General features: G+C 51.2%; 25 protein-coding genes and 1 pseudogene. 5 read left to right on the forward strand and 21 right to left on the reverse strand.

Going from position 1 to position 23,377, the window contains the following annotated elements; all coding sequences use genetic code 11:
* Positions 1-105 precede the first annotated feature (105 nt).
* Both HMPREF9469_RS13730 and HMPREF9469_RS13735 read left to right on the forward strand, forming a co-directional pair.
* Positions 106-879 (forward strand): SDR family oxidoreductase, encoded by a 774-nt coding sequence (locus HMPREF9469_RS13730; protein ID WP_007862878.1) that lies wholly within the window; start codon positions 106-108, stop codon positions 877-879.
* A 23-nt stretch (positions 880-902) separates the two neighbouring features.
* Positions 903-1,241 carry a nuclear transport factor 2-like protein gene (locus HMPREF9469_RS13735; RefSeq protein WP_007862880.1) on the forward strand — a complete coding sequence of 113 codons (339 nt, stop codon included), beginning with the start codon at positions 903-905 and terminating at the stop codon, positions 1,239-1,241.
* Between the two features lie 39 nt (positions 1,242-1,280).
* Here HMPREF9469_RS13735 and HMPREF9469_RS13740 read toward each other — a convergent pair whose 3' ends face one another.
* The 17 genes from HMPREF9469_RS13740 to HMPREF9469_RS13820 form a co-directional block, all read right to left on the reverse strand.
* The gene (locus HMPREF9469_RS13740; protein WP_007862881.1) at positions 1,281-1,772 is read right to left on the reverse strand and encodes a chemotaxis protein CheW; all 492 of its coding nucleotides are present in this window, start codon (positions 1,770-1,772) and stop codon (positions 1,281-1,283) included.
* Positions 1,762-3,924, reverse strand: a complete 2,163-nt coding sequence (locus HMPREF9469_RS13745) for an ATP-binding protein (RefSeq protein ID WP_007862882.1) — start codon at positions 3,922-3,924, stop codon at positions 1,762-1,764. Before HMPREF9469_RS13745 ends, HMPREF9469_RS13740 begins: the two co-directional genes overlap by 11 nt.
* Before the next feature lie 15 nt (positions 3,925-3,939).
* A complete protein-coding gene (locus HMPREF9469_RS13750) occupies positions 3,940-4,884 on the reverse strand; it encodes a GGDEF domain-containing response regulator (RefSeq protein ID WP_007862883.1) in 945 nt (314 codons plus the stop codon).
* Between the two features lie 17 nt (positions 4,885-4,901).
* Complete coding sequence (locus tag HMPREF9469_RS13755; protein WP_007862884.1) at positions 4,902-5,378, reverse strand: chemotaxis protein CheD; 477 nt, start codon at positions 5,376-5,378, stop codon at positions 4,902-4,904.
* A gap of 4 nt (positions 5,379-5,382) precedes the next feature.
* Positions 5,383-5,994, reverse strand: coding sequence for a chemotaxis protein CheC (locus HMPREF9469_RS13760; protein ID WP_007862885.1), 612 nt, complete (start codon positions 5,992-5,994; stop codon positions 5,383-5,385).
* A 23-nt stretch (positions 5,995-6,017) separates the two neighbouring features.
* The gene (locus HMPREF9469_RS13765) at positions 6,018-7,694 is read right to left on the reverse strand and encodes a methyl-accepting chemotaxis protein (protein ID WP_040416329.1); all 1,677 of its coding nucleotides are present in this window, start codon (positions 7,692-7,694) and stop codon (positions 6,018-6,020) included.
* Between the two features lie 20 nt (positions 7,695-7,714).
* A complete protein-coding gene (locus HMPREF9469_RS13770) occupies positions 7,715-8,080 on the reverse strand; it encodes a response regulator (protein WP_007862887.1) in 366 nt (121 codons plus the stop codon).
* Positions 8,081-8,132: 52 nt separating this feature from the next.
* On the reverse strand, positions 8,133-8,948 hold the full coding sequence (locus tag HMPREF9469_RS13775) for a CheR family methyltransferase (RefSeq protein ID WP_007862888.1): 816 nt from the start codon (positions 8,946-8,948) through the stop codon (positions 8,133-8,135).
* Positions 8,945-9,259, reverse strand: coding sequence for a chemotaxis protein CheW (locus HMPREF9469_RS13780; protein ID WP_007862889.1), 315 nt, complete (start codon positions 9,257-9,259; stop codon positions 8,945-8,947). Before HMPREF9469_RS13780 ends, HMPREF9469_RS13775 begins: the two co-directional genes overlap by 4 nt.
* A gap of 16 nt (positions 9,260-9,275) precedes the next feature.
* Positions 9,276-9,662 carry a hypothetical protein gene (locus tag HMPREF9469_RS13785; protein WP_007862891.1) on the reverse strand — a complete coding sequence of 129 codons (387 nt, stop codon included), beginning with the start codon at positions 9,660-9,662 and terminating at the stop codon, positions 9,276-9,278.
* A 147-nt stretch (positions 9,663-9,809) separates the two neighbouring features.
* The gene (locus HMPREF9469_RS31315) at positions 9,810-10,721 is read right to left on the reverse strand and encodes a polysaccharide deacetylase family protein (protein ID WP_007862893.1); all 912 of its coding nucleotides are present in this window, start codon (positions 10,719-10,721) and stop codon (positions 9,810-9,812) included.
* A 128-nt stretch (positions 10,722-10,849) separates the two neighbouring features.
* On the reverse strand, positions 10,850-11,668 hold the full coding sequence (locus HMPREF9469_RS13795; RefSeq protein ID WP_007862895.1) for a hypothetical protein: 819 nt from the start codon (positions 11,666-11,668) through the stop codon (positions 10,850-10,852).
* The gene (locus tag HMPREF9469_RS13800) at positions 11,665-13,080 is read right to left on the reverse strand and encodes a sensor histidine kinase (protein ID WP_007862897.1); all 1,416 of its coding nucleotides are present in this window, start codon (positions 13,078-13,080) and stop codon (positions 11,665-11,667) included. The genes HMPREF9469_RS13795 and HMPREF9469_RS13800 overlap by 4 nt, the downstream gene beginning before the upstream one ends.
* Positions 13,077-13,736, reverse strand: coding sequence for a response regulator transcription factor (locus tag HMPREF9469_RS13805; RefSeq protein WP_007862899.1), 660 nt, complete (start codon positions 13,734-13,736; stop codon positions 13,077-13,079). Before HMPREF9469_RS13805 ends, HMPREF9469_RS13800 begins: the two co-directional genes overlap by 4 nt.
* On the reverse strand, positions 13,733-14,566 hold the full coding sequence (locus tag HMPREF9469_RS13810) for a hypothetical protein (RefSeq protein WP_007862900.1): 834 nt from the start codon (positions 14,564-14,566) through the stop codon (positions 13,733-13,735). Before HMPREF9469_RS13810 ends, HMPREF9469_RS13805 begins: the two co-directional genes overlap by 4 nt.
* Positions 14,535-14,864: a hypothetical protein gene (locus HMPREF9469_RS13815; protein WP_157140296.1), complete on the reverse strand. Its 330-nt coding sequence runs from the start codon at positions 14,862-14,864 to the stop codon at positions 14,535-14,537. The genes HMPREF9469_RS13810 and HMPREF9469_RS13815 overlap by 32 nt, the downstream gene beginning before the upstream one ends.
* 122 nt (positions 14,865-14,986) lie before the next feature.
* A complete protein-coding gene (locus HMPREF9469_RS13820) occupies positions 14,987-15,538 on the reverse strand; it encodes a helix-turn-helix domain-containing protein (protein ID WP_007862904.1) in 552 nt (183 codons plus the stop codon).
* Between the two features lie 138 nt (positions 15,539-15,676).
* Between HMPREF9469_RS13820 and HMPREF9469_RS13825 the strand changes: the two are divergent.
* Together HMPREF9469_RS13825 and HMPREF9469_RS13830 are read left to right on the forward strand one after the other, a co-directional pair.
* Positions 15,677-16,342, forward strand: a pseudogene (locus tag HMPREF9469_RS13825) (SLC5/6 family protein); the annotation flags it as partial.
* Positions 16,343-16,406: 64 nt separating this feature from the next.
* Positions 16,407-16,988, forward strand: a complete 582-nt coding sequence (locus HMPREF9469_RS13830; RefSeq protein ID WP_007862914.1) for a LysE family transporter — start codon at positions 16,407-16,409, stop codon at positions 16,986-16,988.
* Positions 16,989-16,995: 7 nt separating this feature from the next.
* Here the strand turns inward: HMPREF9469_RS13830 and HMPREF9469_RS13835 are convergent, their stop codons facing one another.
* Positions 16,996-18,309, reverse strand: coding sequence for an MATE family efflux transporter (locus tag HMPREF9469_RS13835; RefSeq protein WP_007862916.1), 1,314 nt, complete (start codon positions 18,307-18,309; stop codon positions 16,996-16,998).
* Between the two features lie 173 nt (positions 18,310-18,482).
* Here HMPREF9469_RS13835 and HMPREF9469_RS13840 point away from each other — a divergent pair, with 173 nt between their 5' ends.
* On the forward strand, positions 18,483-19,289 hold the full coding sequence (locus tag HMPREF9469_RS13840) for a MerR family transcriptional regulator (protein ID WP_040416460.1): 807 nt from the start codon (positions 18,483-18,485) through the stop codon (positions 19,287-19,289).
* A 15-nt stretch (positions 19,290-19,304) separates the two neighbouring features.
* Here the strand turns inward: HMPREF9469_RS13840 and HMPREF9469_RS13845 are convergent, their stop codons facing one another.
* From HMPREF9469_RS13845 to HMPREF9469_RS13855, 3 genes are read right to left on the reverse strand one after another with little or no spacing between them, the layout of a single operon-like run.
* Positions 19,305-21,275, reverse strand: coding sequence for an ABC transporter ATP-binding protein (locus HMPREF9469_RS13845; RefSeq protein WP_007862919.1), 1,971 nt, complete (start codon positions 21,273-21,275; stop codon positions 19,305-19,307).
* Positions 21,275-23,065, reverse strand: coding sequence for an ABC transporter ATP-binding protein (locus HMPREF9469_RS13850; RefSeq protein ID WP_007862922.1), 1,791 nt, complete (start codon positions 23,063-23,065; stop codon positions 21,275-21,277). The genes HMPREF9469_RS13845 and HMPREF9469_RS13850 overlap by 1 nt, the downstream gene beginning before the upstream one ends.
* A gap of 17 nt (positions 23,066-23,082) precedes the next feature.
* The gene (locus HMPREF9469_RS13855; RefSeq protein WP_007862924.1) at positions 23,083-23,313 is read right to left on the reverse strand and encodes a MarR family transcriptional regulator; all 231 of its coding nucleotides are present in this window, start codon (positions 23,311-23,313) and stop codon (positions 23,083-23,085) included.
* Positions 23,314-23,377: the final 64 nt, after the last annotated feature.

The raw sequence follows: 23,377 nt of genomic DNA on the forward strand, positions 1-23,377 counted from the left end.
TAATTAAATTGACAAATACTTATGCGAATGATATGGTTTTATATATTAAATAATAATGATTACTGTTATTTATTTAGCAAAGAGTTTGTAAAGGAGGACATTTCATTGAGTACATATGTTATCACAGGCGGTACCACCGGTATCGGTGCAGCAACCCGCAAACTACTTCTGTCACAGGGTCATGAGGTATTCAACATTGATTTTAAGGGCGGCGATCATTTGGCTGACCTATCTTCCCCGGAAGGCCGCCAGAGCGCCGTTGACGAGGTATTTCGCCGTTATCCGGACGGGATCGATGTGCTGATCTGTAATGCAGGCGTAGGGCCTACGGCACCGCCCCAGACCATTTTTGCCCTGAACTTTTTTGCCAGCGTACGCATCGCAGAGGCCCTGAGGCCCCTGTTAAAGAAAAAACATGGAAACTGCGTGATCACTTCCTCCAACTCCATCACCAACATGACCGTGCGTATGGATTGGGTGGATATGCTTTCCAATGTCATGGATGAGGAACGGATTCTGGAGTTTGTGAAGGATATCCCCCGGACCCAGGCAGCTTCCTGCTACAGTTCATCCAAGCACGCCCTGGCCCGCTGGGTGCGCCGTGTATCCCCCTCATGGGCCGTGGACGGACTGCGCATCAACTCCGTTGCCCCCGGCAACACCACCACCCCCATGACCCAGAATATGACGGACGCCCAGATGGACGCCGCCCTACTCATCCCCATACCCACCCGATACGGCAGGAAGGAATTCCTGGATGCCGAGGAGATCGCCAACGGGATCGTTTTCCTGGCTTCCCCCATGGCCAGCGGGATCAACGGCGTGATTCTGTTTGTGGACGGCGGAATCGATGCCCTGCTGCGCTCGGAACGTTTTTAACATAAATCTAGGAGGATAATGATATGACGATATTAGAGCAATACATTGACTGCATGCAGAAGGGGGATGAGGCTGCCCTGGCCGATCTGTTTAACGAATACGGAGTACTTCACGACTCTTCCGTGATCAAGGCCGGTATGGACACCATCCACCTGGAGGGAAAGATGGCCGTGGAAATGATGTTCCACCACAAATTCGGATTTAACGGTGGACCCTTCCCCATTCACAGTGTAAAATATGCGGATGCCAATACCGTGTGGTATTTCATCACCTATCATGAGCACGTGGTGCCGGTGACCGCATTTCTCTCGGAAGTGGATGATGAGGGCAAGATCAAACGGCTCAACATCTACCCCTTGTAATAAGATCAGGGCGGCCCCGTCAGGGAGCCGCCCTTTACCTTATCTGCACACAATGAGATTTTCCAACGTCTTTTCCACATCCAAAAGAAAATACAGTTCATTTCCACACATATAATACGCCTTTTCAGCCAGCAATGCGGCTTCCTGCTTTTCCGGCCCCCGAATCCGGTCCTCAGCCTTCAGCTGGGCCATATAGGGATCTCCGTGCAAAAGGATTCCCGCATAATACTTCTTCCAATGGATGATCATGACAAGCTGACGGTCCACAAAGGTCTCCCCGCTGTCCACAGGGAATCCAGGACTGTCCGGTTCTATGCAGCCCTCTATGCAGTTCTCAATACAGCCCTCCAGACGGACCACGGGAACAATGGTCCCCTTATGGTTGCAGACACCTGCATAATATCCCGGAAGGCAGGGCATGGCAGATAAGACCACATCCTTGCATATCTCTTCCACATAAGAAAATTCAACCGCATATTTCCGGCCGTTTCCCGGGATACAGAGCACTTCCCTGACTGGTTCATCTGTCATAACGCTCCTCCTTTTTGTACCTTCCAATGAGGATCTCAGTGTCCAGAGCAGCGCATATATGGCCGCTGCCCATGATACTGCAGCCGCAGATGCCGGTTCTGCTCCTAAAGCCGCTGCCCAGAAGGGCAGGAAGGGATTTTATCACAATGCGTTTCTGCCCATAGATGTGATCCATGAGGAAGAATCCCTCGTGCTCCGCACCTCTTACATACACAAGGACGGCCCGTTCCGGTATCTCCCCGCCCAGTGAGTAAAAGCCGTGCAGATCAATGATCGGAACCATCCTGTCCTCGTACAAAAGATATTCCCGCCCATTCATGCAGCGCATCATATCCTTAACCGCGCCATATTCCAGGAAACGGTACACATGGCGGGCAGGTATGGAAAAACGGTACGGTCCTATTTTGAACCGGACACATTCCATGGATGCCAGGTTCAGGGGAACCGTGATGGCAAAGGAACTGCCCTCCCCTTCCTTGCTGCGTATGGAAAGGCTGCCCCCCACCTCCTCCATGATGTTCTTAACCACGTCCAGTCCCACGCCTCTTCCGGAGTATTCCGTCACTGTCTCATTGGTGGAAAACCCCGGGGAAAGCAGGACTTCCTTGATCTGCTGGATATCCTCCCCCGGACCGGTCATCAGACTTCTTTCCATGGCTTTTTCCCTGACCTTTTCCATATCGATCCCTCTGCCGTCATCGCTAATGATCAGGCGCAGTTCCCCGCCTGCGTTCTCTGCTGAAAAAACAACCTTCCCTCTCCTGTCTTTTCCCGCCTCCTGGCGCTGATCCGGTGCTTCTATGCCATGGTCCATGGCATTGCGCACCATGTGCAGCAGGGCCTCAGACACGTAATCCACCACGCTTTTATCCGCTTCCACATCCGCACATTGGACCACCAGCTCAGCTTCCTTTTTTTGATCCCTGCACATGTCCCTTAAAGCCCGTTTCAGTTTTGGGACCACCTTTGCCACAGGCACAAGGCGCATCTCCATGACCGAGCGCTCGATCTGGCTCACCAGCAGGCTGATCTGATGGCCTGTTCCGTTTTCCACATCCTCCAGCCCGCTTTTGCTCAGTTCGTTCTCCAATATCTGCATCTGGAGCAGAAGCTGCGCCGCCTGGTTCTGAAGCTGGTCCAGACGCTCAATACGCACCTCCATAAAATCATCGCTGACCATCTCGGGCCGGTCCTTTTCACCGCCGGCCTTCCTGTTCCCGGAGGCCGGACCCAAACCGGATCCGCTGCCCCCGTGCAGGCTGTCCTCAGGCTCACTGTCAGCCACCACTTTGCACCCTGCCACAAACAGTCCATTTCTCAGGGTCTTCAGGACCGCCTCCTTATCACCGCTCTCAAACCGGATAAAGACGCCATTTTTCCCTATATATTCAGCGCTCTCTCCTGCCTTGTCCAGATCTTTGGGATATGTCTCCACCAGTGTGCAGATACCTGTTATGGACCGCACCAGCATGAATGCCCGGATATTCTCCATACGGCAGCCTTCCTCCAGGGTCACATTGACAACCGTGCCCCCCTGGGCCACAAAGGCTTCGGGTATCTCCGCCGCCGTCTCTCCCTCTTTGGCTCCTGCCCTTAATGTTCCGTCCGGTTCCAGCCCTTGCTCCTGATCCGGTTCCAGCCCCACTCCGGATTTGTTAAGTCCCCGGGGCTGCCCTGTCCCGGCCTTGTTAAGTCCCTGGGCCTGCGCTGTTTCCAGCACTTTGCCCTGTACTTTCCCCTGCTTCATTCCCGCCAGGCAGGCCTGGGCGCGGTTCTCAATACCGGATGTATCTCCGGGCTTGTAACCCTCCCTTTTCATCTGCTCCAGCTCCTGTTCAACAAAATCGGATGCTTCAAACAGCAGATCAAACAGTCCCGGCTCCGGCGATTCCAGATTTTCGGGATGCTCCCTGTAAAATGAAAACAAGTCCTCCAGCTTATGGGCCATGGAGGACAGGCCTCCCAGGCCCATCATGGCTGATGAGCTTTTTATGGTGTGCATGACCCTGAAAATGCTGTGAATACTGTCCTCCTCAAACCTGCTCTTTCTCTCTGCCTCCAGCAGTATATCTGCCAGCTGATTGTTAAGCTGCCTTGTCTCCAGCAGGTATACCTCCAGCATTTCCAGGGCATCTGATTCAAAATATCCCATAATCCGCTCCGTCCATTATAAACTTTCATACCACACACTTTGGTTTTTTCCATTCCTTTTGCCGTGATAAAGCGCCTTGTCCGCACAGCTTATCCCCTCCTCCAGAGCTTCCTGGGGTTTGAATACATGGAGCCCCAGCGTCATGGTACAGGAAAATCCTTCCGCTCCGTAGGGAATCACAAACTGTTCCACCTGTCTGCGCACCTTCTCGCTGATCTCATATGCCTCCTCAAGAGTGACACGGAACAGAATCATAAGGAATTCCTCTCCGCCCCACCGGACCACCCTGTGGTTACGGCAGTTGTCCTCCAGGATGTTGGCAATGCATACAAGGGCCATATCCCCGGCATCATGGCCGTACGTATCATTAACCAGCTTAAAATCATCAATATCAGCCATCACAAAGACTGTCTCCACATCCCCTGCCGTGCAGCAGCGCACATCCTCCAGCAGATCGCCCACAACATAACGCCGGTTGTACAGCCCCGTAAGCCCATCCCTGTACGCCATATAATTCAGCTTTTCCATACTGTCCCGCAGTTCCCTGTTCTGGCGGTCCAGTTCGTCCCTCTGCTTTTTCTGGGCCAGGTGGGCGTGGATCCTGGACTGGAGTTCCTTTTTGACAAAAGGCTTCTTGATATAATCGCAGGCACCCATGGAAAATCCCCTGACCACATCTTCGTCACTGGATTTGGAGGTCAGGAAAATGATGACCGAATCCTTTGGACTGCCATCCTTTAAATGATTGTAAAGCTCATAGCCGTCCGTGTCCGGAAGCACCACGTCCAGGAGGATCAGATCGGGACGGCACCGCTTTAACTGCTCCACAGCCTCCTGGCCGCTGTGGGCTTCCCAGAGGCTGATATCTTCCTCCTTTAAAGCTGCTTTAATCTGTTCGCAGATCAAAAGACTGTCATCCACGATCAACACTGTCTGCCTGTTTTCCTCTTTCATGTGCATTGTTCTTCCTCCTGGTTTTACAGCACAACAAGTGCATGTCTCACCGAATTTATTTCTAATTTTCCGTTTTCCCCATAAAAGAAAATGGTCCTGCCGTAATTCTTTCCCGTATCCTGGGCCATGAGAGGTATGCCCTTCCTGGCCAGGCTGAGTTTCACGGCCTCCGTATTTTTTTCTCCAATATCCATATGGATGTTGGATGATGAGAACATCCTGGCTCCACCTGCGATCTTGGCTACCAGCATATTTTTCCTGGCTCCCCGGCCCACCATTTCCTTTACCAGTTCATAGACGCCTTCATCCGCAAATTTATATGCATTTTCTTTGTTGGCCGCATACTCCCTTCCGGGGAGTATGATATGGGCCATACCTGCAATCCTTTTTTGGGGATCATAAAGGCAGATACCAATACAGGAGCCCAGGGCATAGGAGACCAGCACCTGGTTTCCTGATACGACTTTTCCATCTGCAATCCCAACTACAATCTTATCCATGGCGCTACTCCCTGAGTCTGTGAAGCATGATCCCCAAATCCTCCTGCTCCGGAAGGAACAGTATGTGGCCCCTGTAGGCCTTGCCCGACATTTGGAACCGGTTCTCTATGAGCAGGATATCATCACTTACGATCACCCAGTGGGACAGTGGATAGCTCAGGATCGCCCCTGCCATGTCGATACACAGTTCAGGCACTGACACATCCATCTCTATATTCATAAATTGAGACAGGGCGCGGATATAGGAACCGCACATGATATTGCCCAGCTCGCAGACCAGGGATGTCTCCATCTCATCCATCTCCATGATCCTTTGCGCTCTCCTGCCCAATATGGCCTCTATTACGGCATTTGTAAAGGTTTCGCTGAGCATAAACAGGAAGATCCCCTTCATCTGTCCCGTCACCTCCACCAGAATCCCTGTCTGCAGTTCCTCCGGCTGTCCCAGAACACGGCAGACCTCCTGATAGGACAGGACCTTAAGTGCCGGTATCTCCAGTTCAATGGGCTGGTCCATCATCTGCGACAGGGAGGTGACTGCATTTCCAGCTCCTATATTTCCAATTTCCATTAATATATCCTTTGATATCTCATCCAACTCCCTGTAAGTCTCCATCCCCTTGCCTCTCCTTTATATCCCTATAATTCAAAGCGTTCCACCAGCTCCTTGAGTATCTGGGCCTGTGCGGAAAGCTCCTCGCTGGCTGCCGCGCTTTCCTCCGATGTGGCTGAATTGCCCTGGACGATCTCCGAAATAAGTTCCACACTTTTCCGGATCTGGCTGATAGCCTCAGCCTGCTGTATGGACAGCCCTGAGATCTTATCCATCTCCCTGTTAACGGTCCTGGCCCCTTCCACGGAATCCTTTAATGTCCGGGCCGTTGCATTGACCGCGTCCATACCATCCCTTGCGGCCTCCGAATTCTTTTCCACCAGTTCCGCGGTAAGCTTGGACGCCCCCGCAGTCTTGGAAGCAAGACGTCTGACCTCTTCCGCCACAACGGAAAAGCCCCGGCCGGCCTCCCCGGCCCTGGCAGCTTCAACCGAAGCATTCAGGGCCAAAATATTGGTCTGGAACGCTATATCCTCAATCTGCCTGACGATCCCTGTGATCTCCCCGGAATTTTTCTTAACCTGCCCCATGGATTCCATCAGGGAAGCCATCTGCTCCTCGCACTCTCCCAGCCTGTGACCCACGGATGCGGCCAGACGGCTGGAGGCAACTGCGCTGTCCGCATTATTCCTTACGCTCTCTGCGATCTCATTAATGCTCACTGCCAACTCTTCCACGGAGCCTGCCTGCTCCGATGCGCCTTGTGCCAGGGCCTGGGCATTGTTGGACACCTGCTCCGCTCCCAGGGATACCTGCTCCGCGCTACTGTTGATCTGATAAATGGAATTACGCAAAAGACGGCTGATCTCACTGAGCCCATTGCCCACCGCAATAAAATCCCCTTTAAACACAACCTCCGGCTGGTAGTTCAGATGACCGCCGCCCAGAGCCGCAAGCCCTCTGCGGATCTCCTCCACATAGTTCTTCAGAGCCTCTGATGTGCTGCGTATGTCATCGGCCAGCTGTCCCAGTTCGTCCCTGGACTTATATGAAAGTCCGATATCCAGACCGCCATTGGCAATGGTATTGGCCGCATCCTTTACCTCCCTGATGGGCCTTACAATACTTTTCGTTATGGTAACGCAGATCAGGACGGTAAATGCGATACATACCAGTGAAAGGAGGAGCAGCATAAACATAATCCTGTGGTTTGCCTCATGCGCCGCAGACATACTGTGCTCCGCGTCCGCCACAGATAAATCCACCACATCGTTGAGAACCGTCCGCACCGTATTGGCCTGGGGGAGATAACTGTCCACATACTCCTTTAAGACTTCCCTGTTTTCCCCCTCTTCCAGAAGAGACATGATCCTGGTCCTTGATACGGCCAGCTTCTGGAACTCTTCCTGCAGTTCCTTTACCTTTTCCGGTGCAGTGATATAACCGGTGGAAAGCTGGGTCAGAGCAGCCTCCTCCGATTGGATCAGCTCTTTTGTATTCTCAAGATATCTATCTTCATCCACCAGCTCATCGGTGGCTGCCATCAGGACTATATTCCGGTCCACCGCACGCAGGTTTGCAATCATGCGCAGGGAGGACTGTACATTGGCAAACGGCTCATTGTAGAGCCGGTCCATTCTGGAGGACACGGACTCTATGTTAAAAAGCGCCGTCACAACCGTGATAATATAGAGAATGATAATGGATATGAAAGCCACTGCCATTTTCTTGCCTGTCTTATAATTCTTGAACCGTTCCCTCATCATTTTTATCCCCGCAATCTTTATGAATTCAGATGGCAATCCACAACCCGCATAAATTCATCCGCCTTAAAAGGCTTGACGATAAAATCCACCGCACCTGCAACCAATGCCCTTTGGATCATCATCTCCTGCCCCACTGCCGAGCACATCACGATCCTGGTCCCCGGTTCTTTTGCCAGCATCTCCTCCAGGACCTCCAGGCCGGACTTGCCGGGCATGGTGATGTCAAGAAGGACCAGATCGGGCTTTACCTGCCTGAACACAGCCATGGCCTCTTCTCCGTCCTGTGCCTCAGACACATCCTGATACCCGCCTTCGTTCAGTATTTTGCGGATTATCTTTCTCATAAACATTGCATCATCTACAATTAATATCCGTTTATCCATATGGTCCCCTTTTATCCCTTCCTATTTTACAGGTTTTTATTGAACAGGCTCTCTATTTTACAGGCTTTTTATAAACAGCCGGATATACCGCCTCCAGCCTGGTCTCCTCCCTTGATAAAAGCTCCGCATGTCCCACCAGCAGATAGCCCCCCGGATTCAGGCAGGCCTCCAGCTGACGGACCAGCCATTCCCTTGAGCGGCGGTCAAAATATATCATTACGTTCCGGCATAATACCAGATCGAATTTTTCCGTTCCCGGCGCTGTCTCCATAAGATTATGGCGTCTGAACCGTATATTATACCTGAGCCGTTCTTCCACCTCAAAGGTGTTCTCCTCCCGGACCCGGCAATATTTTCTCTGCCATGACTCCGGCAGGCACTCCATCTCCTTAATGGGATAGATCCCCTGCTCCGCCTTTCTCAAGGCTTCGCCTGAAATGTCCGTGGCCAGCATACGGATACCGGGCATGCGTCCGCCCTTTTCCTTAAGTTCCTGGATCAGCATGGAAACCGAATACACCTCCTCGCCGGTAGAACATCCTGCACTCCAGATGTTACAGACGCCGCAGCTCCGGTTCTCAAACAGTTCCGGCAGTATTTTCTGCCCCAATACAGTAAAATGGGCCGGCTCCCTCATAAAGTATGTATAATTGGTGGTAAGCCGGTTCACCATCTCACCGGCCATAATACCGGTCCTGTCGTTCTTCATCAGCTCCATATATCTGGCAAAGGAAGTAATTCCCCGCCGCTCCAGTTCCCTGGCCAGCCTGCATTCGATCAGGACCTGCTTTTTTTCCAGGTTAATACCGTAGTGTTCCCTGATATATGTTACAATTTCATCAAATTCCTTTGCATTCAGTCTGATCACTCTGATTTCTCCCATACTCCCGTGAGTACCCGGACCAATTCCTCCTGATCCCCGTTTTCCTCTCCAACCGGTTCCCCGCAGACAGCACAGAGGGCGTCATCCTGTCCGCCCAGTATAAAAGCACAGGAAATCTCATTTCCATTGCCAAGGCAATAAAAAGTCAGAGGTTTTCCCTCATAAATCAGGACTCCTCCGACATTCCCCGGGGCCCCGGGTACTTTATGTAACTGGGGATGAATGACGATCTCCCGGATGCGGCCTGTTTCTACGTACAGTACCCTGTCTCCATCCCTGACAGCCACCAAATCCATGTGTATGACCTCCCATTTATTCCAATCCCATGGCCAGGGGATCAAGTACAAAAGCCGGATCATATCCGCCGTCCTCCCCTTCCAGAAGGGCCATTGCCTTCAGATAACGGTTATGGCTGCTCATTACCCCTTCCGGTATCCCATGGATCCGTTCCTCTCCGATCTCTGCCAGTCCGGCCACTGATTCAGCACCTATTCCAAACCTGAGGTCCCGGCATCTGACAATAATCAGGTAAGGCTGCCCTGTCTCAACCGGGGGAAACTCCATGCCCCCGCCAACCGCCAGGGGAAGCTCAGGATCGCGCTCACTCATGGCAGATACCCGCTCCACCCACTGCAGTGGAAGAAGGAAGCTGAAGCCGGCAAGATAAAAGAGAAGATATGAATCCCTTAACCTATCCATCCCCTTCTCCTTTCCGCCTGTACGGGCCGCCTTAAATCTTAACACATTATTTATATTCTATCATATATGGGAGAGATTTACTATTGTAAAATTCAAAACAAAAACAGGCGCCCGCTGTGAGGTCCCTGTTTTGTCCCTGATCCGCAATTATCTGAACTGAATGGGCTTTGTGTCCCATGTAAGGGGTTCCATTTGGTAATCCTGCAGATGGTCAATGAGATCATCCAGACAGGATGCCGTGCTGTGTACAATGTCATGGGCCAGAAGCACCACCCGGTGTCTGCCCTGGATCGTCCTTTTTGCATTAGCTATGAGTTCCTCAGGGGAGGCGGGCTTGACCGCGTCCTCAAGGCTGGCATTCCAGTCAAAATAGGTAAACCCCCTGGCACTCATCCGGTCTATTATCTCCTGCCGGACAGCCCGGTTATAGGAATTAATGCTGCCGCCGGGAAATCGGTACAGTTTTATCTCAGCCCCCGTCACCTCCAGGACCGTCCTGTATGCTTCCTGGAAATCTTCCATAAAACAATCCGTGCTCCTGTAGATTTCCTCATAGTCATGGCGGTTGCAGTGGATGCCGATGGTATGGCCCTCTGCGGCGATGCGCCGGGCCACCTGGGGATGCCTGCGCACATTCTCTCCCACCAGGAAAAAGGTGGCCTTTATGTTCCTCGCTTTCAGGACATCCAAAACCGCGTTGGTATTTTCTTCTGACGGCCCATCATCAAAGGTGAGATATATGGTTTTAGGCTGCTCGCTTTTTTCCTTTTTCCGTTCCCGTATTCCGGCCACGATCATGTCTGCAGCCATTTCCCCCTGGGTTATCACGGTGCCCGGATCCAAAGGGAATGCCGCCGGCTGTCCTCCTGCCCTGTCCATGCCCGCTGTTCTGTACATACCCGCTGTTCTGTACATGCCCGATGTCCTTTCCCTTCCCATGGAACTCACAGCCGGCACCGTGAAGATACACACCGACACAACCGTGGATAAGGCCAGCAAGGCCAGCCGTCCGGCAGACCTTTTCCAGCCCTTTGAATATGAATTTCTTCTGTACACCATATATGCCCCTCTGAATGTAAAAAGCCCCTGTGCTCCCAGGAACCTGAATGCATCTGAATCTTGCTTTCTGGTTCCCAGCTTACACAGGAGCGGCATCAAAATACCATCATTTTTGCATCAAAGTTGCATCATCTGGAAATTTTTAAAAATAACTCGTTGATTCCCTCATAAAAGCCAATGGTCACTATGGTCTTCTGATCCCCCACCCCGCTGCAGACATACTTGCTGAAATAGGGCGTGGCCTCCATCAGTGGATTATCTGTTTCGTATGGCGTTGGGGCTTCCAATCCCATATACTCCGCCCAGTCCCCGGCGATCCGGTCCGGATCCATATTCTCCCAGGTCAGGGGCGTCCTGGCATAGAACTCGTATATTTTCCCGTTATCAGCGTCAATATACGCCTCCATGAGCCTGTTTTCCCTGTCCGTGTTCTTCTGTATACTGGCCAGCTCCAGTTTCCAGACCGCCACATTATTCCTGGGTTCCAGCACATCGATGGCAGAGTACAGGGTGGCGTCATACGCACCGCTGTCCACATTTCTCACTGTATCCGGCAATATTCCCAGTTCCTTCAGGGCAGCCAGCCCCTGGTTGCAGGTCTCATAAATCTGATAATCCGTGATCTCCTTTCCGGAAGGACCTTTGTGGTTCAGCACAAAAGCATAGGTTCCATCCAGATCACCGTATCCGCTGTCCCTGGTAAGGGCGTATTGTTCACTTTCGGGAAACATCTGTCTTCCCAGGCTTTCGGACAGGATATAGAGTTTTTCGCCCGGACTCAGGGTATACCGGTACCCTTCCCCGTCCGATTCCATGGCCCTGGTGTAAATCTGCCCTAATATGGCCTTATCCCGGTATCTGGCAAAAAGCTCAGGCCCCGCAATGGACAGCAGCATGATCAGAACGGTAAATAAAAGAAGGAACAGGCTGAATATCATCTTCCTCATACGTTCTCCTCCTCTGCCCGGACAGGCAGGACAAAGCTCATGCAGGTCCCTTTTCCAGGTTCACTCTCTATCTCCAGACGGCTTCCGTGCAGCAGCAGGATCTCTGCGCACAAAGCCAGCCCCAGCCCTGCGCCGTTCCGGCTCCTGGACCTGGATTTGTCCACCATGTAAAACGCCTTGGTGATCTTTTTCTGCTCCTCCCTGGGGATCCCCACCCCATGGTCCTTTACCTGGAATCGGTATCCCTCATCCAGCTGCTTGCCGTACACCTCGATCAGCCCCTCCGGCTCCGATGCCTTGCAGGCATTATCCAACAAGTTCATGAGCACGGATTTGATCAGGTTTCCCTCCGCCCAAACAGTTCCCTCGTCATAGTTAAAATATATCTTCATGCTCTTGTTCAGCACGTACATATCATAGAGGTACAAAAACAGGGATTCCACGGAAACCGCTCCAAACTCCGCCCCTCCGTGTCTGGTGACCATGATGTCCAGCAGACGGAAGGACATGGCCTCCAAACGCTTTCCTTCCGTATAGATATAGTTGGCCGACACAAAACTCTTTTCCTCGTCCAGCTTTCTTGAACGGAGCATGTCGGCATATCCGATAATGGATGTGAGGGGCGTCTTCAGTTCATGGGCAAATGCAGCCACAAAGTCTTCCCGCGACTGGATCTCATCCTCCAGCTTGTTGATGTTGTCCTCCAGGGCATTGGCCATCTGGTTAAAATCAATGGTGAGCTGTCCCAGCTCATCGCTGCTGACCTTCCTGGCCCGGTAATGGTAATCCCCGGAAGCCATGCACTTGGTGGCCCGGGTCAGCAGACGGATGGGCCTGGTAAGCAATGAGGCAATCAGATGCATGATCACGGTGCCGCACACCAGCATCGCAATGGTCACCTGGCGGTAAACGGAGAATCCCAGAGCGCGCTCATGGAACACCTCCGACACATCCCTCATGGTTTCCAGGTACAGGACACGGTCCAGGGCGTTCACCGTGGTCCCGGTCTGTATATAATAGCTGCCGCTGCGGCTGACCACCCGGTATGACTTGGTGTCAGGACCGGTCTGGTCTAAAAGACGGTTATCGATGTCAAAACCGCTGCTGGCATACAACACGTTCCTCTGTTCATCGGAAAGGCGCAGCATACGCCTTGCATTGTGTCCCCCGCTTTCCAGGTTTGAGGCTATCTGTCCCACTGTGGTATCCTGCAGCACATCATATTTGGCAGGCACATTAAGGGCAGCTGTCTCAAAGGCAAAACGCAGGATACTGCTGTCGTCCAGCGTCTGACTCACTTCCCGCTCCAAAGCGGTTTGGAAAACATAGTTTACAAAATAAAAACCGCTGAAACCAAATCCCAGGGCCATGACGATCATGGTCCACACAAGGAGTTTAAAGGAAAATTTCATTGAGGCACCTCAAGGCGGTATCCCACTTTGTACACCGCCACCAGACTGTTTTCCCATCCCAGTTTTCTTCTCAGCCTCTGCACATGGAGGTCCAGGGTACGGCTGTCCCCTGAGTATTCCCCTTCCCATACCTTTTCGTACAGTGTCTCCCTGAACAGGGCTACATTTTTATTCCGGATAAACAGGAGCAGGAGCCCAAACTCCTTGTTGGTCAGTACCACCGGCCTTCCGGCCCTGGTTACCATCCTGGCCTCCACATCCACGGTCACATCCCCCGCCCTCAGAAGGCGTTCCGTCTTGTTGTACCTGCGCAGCACCGCCTCCACCCTGGCAGTCAGTTCCACCATGTCAAAGGGCTTTACCAGATAATCATCCGCTCCCAGCCGCAGGCCCTTGACCCTGTCCCTCACCTCGTGCTTTGCTGTTATAAAGATCACAGGGACCTCCAGGGGGCGTATGTACTCCATGATATCGTAACCATCCACCCCAGGCAGCATCACGTCCAGAAGAATCAGGTCAAAAGATTCACCCTCGATCATCTTCAGTGCCGACACACCGTCCTGGACCGCCCTGCAGTGATAGCCCGCAGCTGTCAGATTCATATCGATCAAATCACAGATTGGTTTTTCATCATCCACTATCAGTACTTTTATCATTGCTCTGATCTCCACCCCCAATATGCCCGCAGCCGTTCCACCAGTTCATACATGGTGTCGCTGTCATTGCACTGAACCGTATGTTTTATGTCCGTATCCTCGTAAAAGCCGCTGGTCCTCTGGTAGTAGACAGAGTAGTCCGTCTCCACCACGATCTCCCCGTCCTTTCCCTCATAGCTGTAGCTGGCCAGCACCACAATATCCTTCAGCCCATCGCCGTCAATGTCACGGCAGTTGATTCCCCTCAGGCCATACAGGTTTTCATAATCCCCCATGGGCTGGAAACTCCAGACAATATAACCCTGTTCATTGACCAGGTACAGCATGAACACGGTATACTCCGCCATGCGGTAAGTCCCTGGCACCAGCCAAAGCCGTCCCAGTTTTTCAAACATGACCGGATAATAGTGGGCAGGCACGATCTGAAACCCGGAATCCACCAGTTCTTGCTGCGTGTTTGACGTGTATAAAAATTCCGTGGAATATCCGTCCCGGACAAAGGAGGTGAGGAAACTGATGCTTTTGTTCATGCCAAACCGGTTGATCTTATCTGAGATCCTGTAATCCCTGTAAAATGATCCGTCCTTTTGGAACAGCACATCCCCCACCTTGTAGGATTTACCCGCATTGATCTGTGAATCATAAAAGCAGGACGAAATAAGCACAATGTCCGTCAACCCATCCCCGTTCATATCCCGGAACGAGGCGGCGGGAAGGCGTTCGTTGGGCTGCTCCAGGCTTCCCCTGCGCTGGTTGTTGGTCTCCAGCTGGTCGGTCTTATATACGATACGCCCGTCCTCATCTGAAATAAAAACAAGCCAGGCGGTCATACTCCGTGTCAAAGGTCAGGGTGACAAAGACTTGTCCGATCCCCTCCATTTCCATGTCAAAGACCTTGGGCCCGATCATCTCAAACCCATTATCATCAATGCCGGCCGTTGTCTCAATGGCTTCAAAACGCCGGCGGTATTCCCTGTAATGGCCGGACAGCCCGCTGTCCGAAGATTCCTGAAAAGATAGGGGATTTCCATATGCTTTAATTGAAAATGGATCAGAAAATCCCGATGCCAGAAGGCACAGGACCAAAAGAGGAAAGGCTATCAAATATCGGTAAGTATCATGGTTCACAGGCATGCACCAACTTTTCTCATGATTTCCATGGTTTAAAAATATAGTAACTCAAAAAAGCAAACATTTCAACCCGAGTTTCATTGAGAACAGGGAATCCTGGCCGTATCCTCCAGTCCCTGTCAGGGGTTAAAAAGGATCATGTGTAATATTGCGGATTCATTTCCAGCATTCTTGTATGAATGATTGGTATCGGCTCTAAAGCGTATGCTTTCACCTTCTTCAACCATAAATCTTTGACCGCCGGCATAGATCTCGATTTTGCCCTTAAAGATTGTAATAAATTCAGTGGTTCCCTTTAAGTGTGGTTCGGATTCCCAATAACTTCCCTGGTCTAATTCCAGATAATAGACTGCAAATCTGCGGTTCTCATTATCCGGGAAAAGAGAAAAGTTTTTTACTTTTCCACCATCCTCAAGCAAAGGCTGTATTTCAGTCTTTTTAACGATCTCATAGGGACTCTTTGGGCGAACGGTTAAAGCGTCAAACGGCACCTTCATTCCATTTGAAATTTTCCATAATGTGGATATTGTTGGATTTCCGTCACCCCGTTCAATTTGCGCAAGCATACTCTTACTTACACCGCTCAACTTTACAAGTTCATCCATACTTAACTTTTTTTCTTCTCGCAGCCGCTTAATATTTTTAGCGACTATTATATTCATGGAATCCAAAAAAATCGCTCTCCTCTCTTGACATTATAATGCACAAGTTGTATCATTATATCGTACTAGTGCAATATAATAACCTTTTTATATCATTATACAATTTCAATTTAGGTTTGTAAAGAGGAAAAGAGGTAGGTCTAAACTATGAAGAGAGAACATTTTTCATCACGGCTGGGATTTATTTTAATTACCGCCGCCTGCTCCATCGGCTTGGGAAACATTTGGAGGTTCCCATATGTAACAGGAAAGTACGGCGGCGCGTCCTTTGTTATTTTTTACCTGTTTTTTTTAGTAATACTGGGCCTGCCGATTGTGGTGATGGAATTTGCGGTGGGCCGGGCAAGCCAACGCAGTACCGCATTGTCATTTAATATACTGGAACCAAAAGGAACCAAGTGGCACTGGTTTAAGTACATTACAATCATTGGGAATTATCTGCTGATGATGTTTTACACGGTAATCAGCGGATGGCTTCTTTACTACTTTGGAGAAATGGTAAAAGGCCGGTTTCAAGGTCTTACTTCCAGCGAAGTTGCCAATGTATTCTCTGGTTTGCTTGGAAATCCTACTGCTATGATCGTGTGCTCTTTTGTTATAATTTTTGTTTCATTTGGTATTTGCACAATCGGTTTACAAAAGGGTGTGGAACGTGTAACAAAAATTATGATGTCATTATTATTTTGCCTTTTAATTGTTTTGGCCGTCAGGTCTGTCCTGCTCCCCAATGCAGAAATTGGATTACGTTACTATCTCTATCCCGACTTTGGAACCATTCAGAAAATCGGAGTGCCTGAATGTATTTTTGCGGCCTGTTATTGTACTTATAATTTTCATAAGTGGTTATTTCTCATTGCTGAAATAGAAAGGGGTCACTATGTTCCATTTATATGATTTTCTGATTTATTGCTTTATCACGGCTTATACGCCGGGAGCGAATAATCTGCTTTCCATGAGCAATGCCGTACGGCTGGGCTTCCGGCGGAGCGTTTCCTTTAATTTCGGCATCCTGGCTGGTTTTACAATCGTTATGTCTGTTTGCACCGCCTTTAGTGCAACGCTCTATTCATTTCTTCCCAGAATCAAGATTGCCATGCAAATATTAGGGGCCGCTTATATGCTGTACCTTGCATGGAAGGTCTGGAAAAGTTCTTCTGAATTAAGTGCAGACAGCGGAAAAGAGGCCAGTTTTCTCTCAGGCATGGTATTACAATTTGCCAATCCAAAAATTTATATTTACGCAATCACAGCAATGTCCCTTTATATTTTGCCAGTTTTTCATTCTGGCGCAGCACTAATAGGATTTACTGTTATACTGTCTTTCATTGGCGCTTCCGGTTCTTTTGTATGGGCGCTGTTTGGAGCGGCATTTTGCAAGTTCTTCTCGAAACACACCATGCTGGTAAATATCATCATGGCTCTTTTACTGGTTTACTGCGCTGCATCTCTATTTTTTTGATTGTTAATCAGTATTTCTCCAAGCGGTACATCAGCACACCCGTAACCGCCAGGCACATCAGCTCGGACACGGTTGGCGCCCACCATATGCCCGCGCCGCCCATAAGGGCAATACATGCCCCAAGAGCGGATACCATGGTCACCACTCCGCGCCCCAGGGAGATCATCAGGGATTCACCGGGCTTTTCTATGGCTGTGAAGAAACCGCCGGCCACCACGTTGAATCCCATGAACAGGAAGGATATGCTGAAGATGCGGAATACAAACGCGGAGTAATCCCTCAGTTCCTGCAATGACGGGGAAATGAACACGCCCACCAGCATATCCGCTCCTGCCATGGCTGCCAGGAATGCGGCCGCGGCCATTCCCACCGATGCCCTCACCGAGTACCGGAGCAGCTTACTGCAGCTGGCTTCATCCCCTTTTCCGTAGTAAAAGCTGATCAGAGGCTGGGTTCCCTGGGCAATCCCCGCCATGGACATTACCACAATGGTGTTTACATAGGCGATAATGGTATAGCTTATGATCCCCTGCTCCCCTATGAATCTAAGAATGGCATGGTTGAACATAAAAACCGTAAACCCTGCGGACAGCTCCGTCAGACCTGAGGAAAGTCCGATCTTTATCACACGCCAAAACTGTGCTCCGCTCCACCGGGGCTTCTCAAACCGTATGGTGGCCCTGGGATTCAGGAAATGTTTCAGATACAAAAATACCGTCACCATCTGGGATATACCCGTAGCTGCCCCGGCTCCGGCCACTTCCCACTTAAACACCATGACAAAGAGATAGTCCAGGACACAGTTGAGCAGGGCGCCTGCTGTTACGGCCATGGTGGCAAACCTGGGATAACCGTCTGTCTTTACCAGTATTTCAAAGGAATAAGAAATGATAAAACACCAGGCAAAGGGCAGAATGGACAGGATATAATGTTTTACATACTCCATGGTAGCTGCCGTGGCTCCCAAAAAAGCAGCGATCCGGTCCAGGCTCAGCCACACCGCCGCCATGATCACCAGTGAGATTCCCCCCAGCACCACCAGGTTCTGGGTATAGGCGCGGTTCGCCTCCCTGTGGTTTTCCTGCCCCAGGAAAATAGCCACAATGGTGGAGGTTCCCACTGCAAATAGAATGGACACGGAGAACAGGAAATTCACAAAGGGGGATGCAATGTTCACTGCCGACAAAGCCACCTCAGACACTCCCCGTGCCACAAACATACCGTCCACCATGGTGTACAGAGCAAAGATCCACTGGGCCACCACCGAAGGCCATATGAATCTCCAGAAACTTTTTTTCAGCGACATTCCCTCAAATTTCATGATTTAACTCCTTTTGATCGTTCCGGTACCAGTTCCATGCGGTACCTGCCATCTGTGCTCTTGTAATTCCAGTATAAACCTTGGTATAATACCAAGGTAAAGAGGTGTTTTGCATGATCCTGGATTATTTTTTGATATTGCTCAATTCTGATCTGCACAGGAAAGGGGTGTCTATGTCAACTTATTATAAAATTGGGGAAATTGCCGCATTATACGGCATCAGCACGGATGTGCTCCGCTATTACGAGGAGCTGGGGATCCTGGTCCCGCGCAGGGCTACCAACGGATACCGTGTCTACCGCACCGAAGACCTGTGGTGCCTGAATATTATACGCGACCTGCGCGGTCTTGGATTTTCCATGGACCAGATACGGGATTATATTATGAACAGGAGCGTCCGCTCCACCTTGGAATTATTTGAACAGGAAATGGATTTGATCGACCGGCAGATTGACCGCCTGAATGCCCTGAGGGATAATATTACCGCCCGCAGACAGACCATTGCCAGGGCCGGCGAGCTTCCCAGGGGAGAAATCACCCTGAAGGAAATGCCTGCCCGTCCCTGCCACAGGATCATGCAGAGTTATAAGACAAACGAAGAAATGGATATCCTCATCAAGCAGCTGGTCTCCATCGGACCGGGGCGCCAGTATATCATCGGCAATAACCAGATGGGATCCTTTGTAAACCCGGAGGCCGCCATGGAGGGACGCTGCCAGCAATATGACGCGGTCTTTATCCTGCACCCGGACGGTGAACATCAGATCGAACCGGGCGCCTATCTTTCGGTCTGCTACAACGGAGACTGCCGCCAAAACCAGATCTATGTGCCGCAGCTGATCCAACATGCCAGGGACCACTCCATGACAATTCTGGGGCCCATGCTGGAACTGCTGTGGATCGATGTACATGCCACCATGTATGAGCAGGAGCAGGTCACGGAACTGCAGCTGAAGGTTGGGGAAACATCCCCAACCTGACAATCCTTATACGCTTTAGCCCGCTTCCTCAAAATTGCCCGTGTAGAGCTGGTAATATTTTCCTTTTCTATGGATCAGCTCATCATGCGACCCGCGCTCGATAATCCTGCCCTGTTCCATAACCATGATACAGTCTGAATTGCGGATGGTGGAAAGCCTGTGGGCAATGACAAAGGTGGTCCTGCCCTTCATAAGGGCGTCCATTCCCGCCTGGACCAGGGATTCAGTTCTGGTGTCAATGGATGAGGTGGCCTCATCCAGGATCAGCACAGGCGGGTCGGCTACAGCCGCCCTGGCTATGGCAAGAAGCTGCCTCTGCCCCTGGCTCAGGCTTCCTCCGTCCCCTGTAAGCACGGTCTCATAACCATCGGGAAGGCGGCGGATAAAGCTGTCCGCATTGGCCAGTTTGGCCGCGTTCATACACTCTGCGTCCGTTGCATCCAGCCGTCCGTACCGTATGTTGTCCATAACAGTACCGGTAAACAGATGGGTATCCTGCAGGACGATTCCCAGCGACCGGCGCAGAGCCGGCTTTTTTATTTTATTGATATTGATCCCGTCATAGCGGATCTTTCCGTCCTGGATGTCATAGAAACGGTTGATCAGGTTGGTTATGGTGGTCTTTCCGGCTCCCGTGGAGCCTACGAAGGCGATCTTCTGTCCTGGCTCTGCGAACATTTTAATATCATGGAGTACCATCTTGGAGTCATCATAACCGAAATCCACCCCGTCAAACACAACGCCGCCCTCCATCTTTTTGTAAGTGACCGTCCCCTCCTGTTTATGGGGATGCTTCCAGGCCCAGACTCCGGTGCGCTGGTCCGTCTCCTCCAGTGTTCCGTCCGCATGCTCCTTTACATTGACAAACTCCACATATCCCTGGTCCTCCTCCGGCATTTCATCCAGCAGTTCAAATACCCGTTCTGCACCTGCCGCGGCCATAACAACCGAATTCATCTGCTGGCTGATCTGGGTAATGGGCTGGGTAAAGTTCTTGTTAAGGCCCACAAATGCCATGATGGTTCCAATGGTGATCCCCCCAATGCCGTTCAGGGCCAGCAGGGCACCCGCCACCGCACACAGCACGTAACTTAGGTTTCCGATATTGGAGTTTACAGGCATCAGCAGGTTGGCGTACCGGTTGGCCTTATCCGCGCTGTCCCTCAGCCGTTCATTTAGGTCCTCAAACTCCTTCATGGCCTGGTTTTCGTGGCAGAAAACCTTAACCACCTTTTGGCCGTCCATCATTTCCTCTATATAACCGTCCACAATTCCAAGGGCTTTTTGCTGCTCTCCAAAATGGACAGCGGACCGGCCGGAAAGGCATCTGGTGACAGCCAGCATCACACAGGCCATGGCAAAGGTGAGAAGGGTGAGCGGCACGTTGAGAAGCAGCATGGAGACAGCGGTCGCCGCCAGGGTAACTGCCGAGTTGATCACCTGGGGGACACTCTGGCTCATAAGCTGGCGCAGGGTATCCACGTCATTGGTGTACACTGACATGATATCACCGTGGGCGTGGGTATCAAAATACTTAATGGGCAGGGATTCCATGCGCTCAAACAACTGGATTCTCAGGCGCTTCATGGTCCCCTGGCTCACGGTAACCATGACTCTGTTATAAGCATAGGATGCCAGGATACTGACCAGGTAGAGAGCTGCCAGTCCGCACAGCGCCGTGAACAGCGGAGTGAAATCCAGGGCAGCCTGCGCTGCGGCCGCCTGTCCTCCCACAGCTCCCTGTCCTCCCACAGCTCCCTGTCCTCCCGCGGCCTGCATCCCCGCTGCCTGGGCCAGCAGGGGCTGGATGTAATCGTCCACCAGTGACTGGATAAACAGCATTCCCCTTGCAGTGGCTGCCGCGGAAAGTATGATGCACGCCAGGACTGCCAGAAAGGCCAGTTTGTAGTTTGTAACCATGTATTTGATGACCCGCATTAAAATCCCCAGGGATTCATTGGCCTTGCTCTTTCTATTATTTTCCATCAGGCAACACACTCCTTTCCTGTCCGTGCCGGCTCAGTCTCACCGCCTCCGCTCTGGATCTGGTCAAAATCTCCTCCGCCCTTGTTCTGGGACTCGTAAATCTCCCGGTAGATCTCATTGGATGCAGCCAGCTCCTCATGTGTGCCAAAGCCATTGATCCTTCCGTCATCCATCACCAGGATATGGTCCGCATGCTGTACGCTTGAAATACGCTGGGAAATAATGATCTTTGTGGTGCCGGGTATGGCTGCTGCAAAGGCTGACCTGATCCTGGCATCCGTTGCCGTGTCCACCGCGCTGGTGGAGTCATCCAGGATCAGTACTTTGGGGTTCTTTAACAATGCCCTGGCAATACAAAGTCTCTGTTTCTGTCCGCCTGACACATTGGTGCCTCCCCGCTCGATCAGTGTGTGATATTTTTCAGGTAGCTGCTGGATGAACTCATCCGCACAGGCGGCCCTGCAGGCATCCATACACTCCTGGTCCGTGGCCGCCTCATTTCCCCAGCGCAGGTTCTCCAGAATGGTACCGGAAAACAGGACATTTTTCTGAAGGACCACTGACACGGCATCCCTCAGGACCTCCAAATCATAGTCCCGGACATCTCTGCCCCCTACGCACACAGAGCCGGTGTCCACGTCATAAAGACGGCTGATCAGGCTTACAAGACTGGTCTTGCCGCTGCCCGTGCCTCCGATTATCCCCAGGGTCTCGCCGGCCCGGATGTGAAGGTCAATGCCGGTAAGTGCCTGCTTTCCACTGCCCTTTCTGTAGGAAAATCCCACCTTGTTAAAATCAATGCTGCCGTCCGCCACCTCTGTCACAGGCTGCTCAGGGTTCCTGATATCCGGCTCCTCCATAAACACCTCCTCAATCCTTCGGATGCTGGAGGAACTCATGGTTATCATCACAAATACCATGGAGAGCATCATTAGGGACATCATGATGGACATGACATAGCTGAACAGGGAGGTCAGTTCCCCGGTGGTCATGGTCCCGCCGACAATAAACCGGGCGCCAAACCAGGATACCGACAGGATGCAGCTGTAAACCACCAGCATCATCACCGGGTTGTTAAGGGCCAGGATGCTCTCCGCCTTCACAAACAAACGGCACAGATTGTCTGCCGCCCCGGCAAACTTGGTGTTTTCATACTCCTCCCTCACATATGCCTTGACCACGCGGATGCCCGAGACATTTTCCTGGACACTTGCGTTCAGATCGTCATACCGTTTAAATACCACGTCAAATGTCTTTCTCGCCATCATCATAAAACATCCCAGCACACAGGCCAGGAACACAATGGCTGCCAGGAATATCATGCTCAGCCTGGGGCTGATCATAAATGACATCACCATGCTGCACACCAGCATCAGCGGGGAACGCACCGCTATCCTGATGCACATCTGGTAGGCGTTCTGGATATTGGTCACATCCGTGGTCATACGGGTCACCAGGCCGGCTGTACTGAATTTGTCAATGTTTGAAAAGGAAAATGTCTGTATTTTGTCGTAGATCCCCTTTCTCAGGTTACAGGCCAGGCCCGAGGATGCGCTGGCCGCATATTTCCCTGCCAGCGCCCCTGCCATCAGGCTGACCAATGCCATGACCACCATGATGCCACCATAGGTGTACACCTTTCCCATATTTCCTTCCTGTATGCCCTCGTCAATGATCAATGCAGTGACAAAGGGCAGCATGACTTCCATGATTACCTCCAGCGCGGTAAACAGCGGGGTCAGGATGGAATCTTTTTTATACTGTTTGATCTGTCCTAAAATAGTCCTCATATTCTGCTGTTCTCTCCTTATTCTTTATTTTCAGTCGCAGTCCGGGCCAAGCTTGGCCTGGCAACCCCAAATGCCTTGTGGATCTCAGTGGAACAAATGGTGTTGCCCGGATGTTCCAGAATAAAAAGCAGGACCAGTCCCCGGGAGGCTGTAAGCCCCATATCTGCCAGAAGCCGGTTCAGCAGACATTCTATCCCCATTCCCAGCTTCTTGATATTCCAAAGTACCCGTTCCTCTGATTCCCACATGTTCCTTCCTCCGTTTCCGCAAATGATTCCGCATAATAGTTAACTAGCTAACAATTATGTTACT

Origin of the sequence: [Clostridium] citroniae WAL-17108, from assembly GCF_000233455.1 — a bacterium.
GTDB lineage: Bacteria > Bacillota > Clostridia > Lachnospirales > Lachnospiraceae > Enterocloster > Enterocloster citroniae.

Excerpts from the sequence above, each read along its gene's own strand:
- HMPREF9469_RS13735 (WP_007862880.1), top strand. The coding sequence starts at position 903 with ATGACGATATTAGAGCAATACATTGACTGCATGCAGAAGGGGGATGAG.
- HMPREF9469_RS13740 (WP_007862881.1), bottom strand. The coding sequence starts at position 1,772 with ATGACAGATGAACCAGTCAGGGAAGTGCTCTGTATCCCGGGAAACGGC.
- HMPREF9469_RS13745 (WP_007862882.1), bottom strand. The coding sequence starts at position 3,924 with ATGGGATATTTTGAATCAGATGCCCTGGAAATGCTGGAGGTATACCTG.
- HMPREF9469_RS13750 (WP_007862883.1), bottom strand. The coding sequence starts at position 4,884 with ATGCACATGAAAGAGGAAAACAGGCAGACAGTGTTGATCGTGGATGAC.
- HMPREF9469_RS13755 (WP_007862884.1), bottom strand. The coding sequence starts at position 5,378 with ATGGATAAGATTGTAGTTGGGATTGCAGATGGAAAAGTCGTATCAGGA.
- HMPREF9469_RS13760 (WP_007862885.1), bottom strand. The coding sequence starts at position 5,994 with ATGGAGACTTACAGGGAGTTGGATGAGATATCAAAGGATATATTAATG.
- HMPREF9469_RS13765 (WP_040416329.1), bottom strand. The coding sequence starts at position 7,694 with ATGAGGGAACGGTTCAAGAATTATAAGACAGGCAAGAAAATGGCAGTG.
- HMPREF9469_RS13770 (WP_007862887.1), bottom strand. The coding sequence starts at position 8,080 with ATGGATAAACGGATATTAATTGTAGATGATGCAATGTTTATGAGAAAG.
- HMPREF9469_RS13780 (WP_007862889.1), bottom strand. The coding sequence starts at position 9,259 with ATGGATTTGGTGGCTGTCAGGGATGGAGACAGGGTACTGTACGTAGAA.
- HMPREF9469_RS13785 (WP_007862891.1), bottom strand. The coding sequence starts at position 9,662 with ATGGATAGGTTAAGGGATTCATATCTTCTCTTTTATCTTGCCGGCTTC.
- HMPREF9469_RS31315 (WP_007862893.1), bottom strand. The coding sequence starts at position 10,721 with ATGGTGTACAGAAGAAATTCATATTCAAAGGGCTGGAAAAGGTCTGCC.
- HMPREF9469_RS13795 (WP_007862895.1), bottom strand. The coding sequence starts at position 11,668 with ATGAGGAAGATGATATTCAGCCTGTTCCTTCTTTTATTTACCGTTCTG.
- HMPREF9469_RS13800 (WP_007862897.1), bottom strand. The coding sequence starts at position 13,080 with ATGAAATTTTCCTTTAAACTCCTTGTGTGGACCATGATCGTCATGGCC.
- HMPREF9469_RS13805 (WP_007862899.1), bottom strand. The coding sequence starts at position 13,736 with ATGATAAAAGTACTGATAGTGGATGATGAAAAACCAATCTGTGATTTG.
- HMPREF9469_RS13810 (WP_007862900.1), bottom strand. The coding sequence starts at position 14,566 with ATGACCGCCTGGCTTGTTTTTATTTCAGATGAGGACGGGCGTATCGTA.
- HMPREF9469_RS13830 (WP_007862914.1), top strand. The coding sequence starts at position 16,407 with ATGTTCCATTTATATGATTTTCTGATTTATTGCTTTATCACGGCTTAT.
- HMPREF9469_RS13835 (WP_007862916.1), bottom strand. The coding sequence starts at position 18,309 with ATGAAATTTGAGGGAATGTCGCTGAAAAAAAGTTTCTGGAGATTCATA.
- HMPREF9469_RS13840 (WP_040416460.1), top strand. The coding sequence starts at position 18,483 with ATGTCAACTTATTATAAAATTGGGGAAATTGCCGCATTATACGGCATC.
- HMPREF9469_RS13845 (WP_007862919.1), bottom strand. The coding sequence starts at position 21,275 with ATGGAAAATAATAGAAAGAGCAAGGCCAATGAATCCCTGGGGATTTTA.
- HMPREF9469_RS13850 (WP_007862922.1), bottom strand. The coding sequence starts at position 23,065 with ATGAGGACTATTTTAGGACAGATCAAACAGTATAAAAAAGATTCCATC.
- HMPREF9469_RS13855 (WP_007862924.1), bottom strand. The coding sequence starts at position 23,313 with ATGTGGGAATCAGAGGAACGGGTACTTTGGAATATCAAGAAGCTGGGA.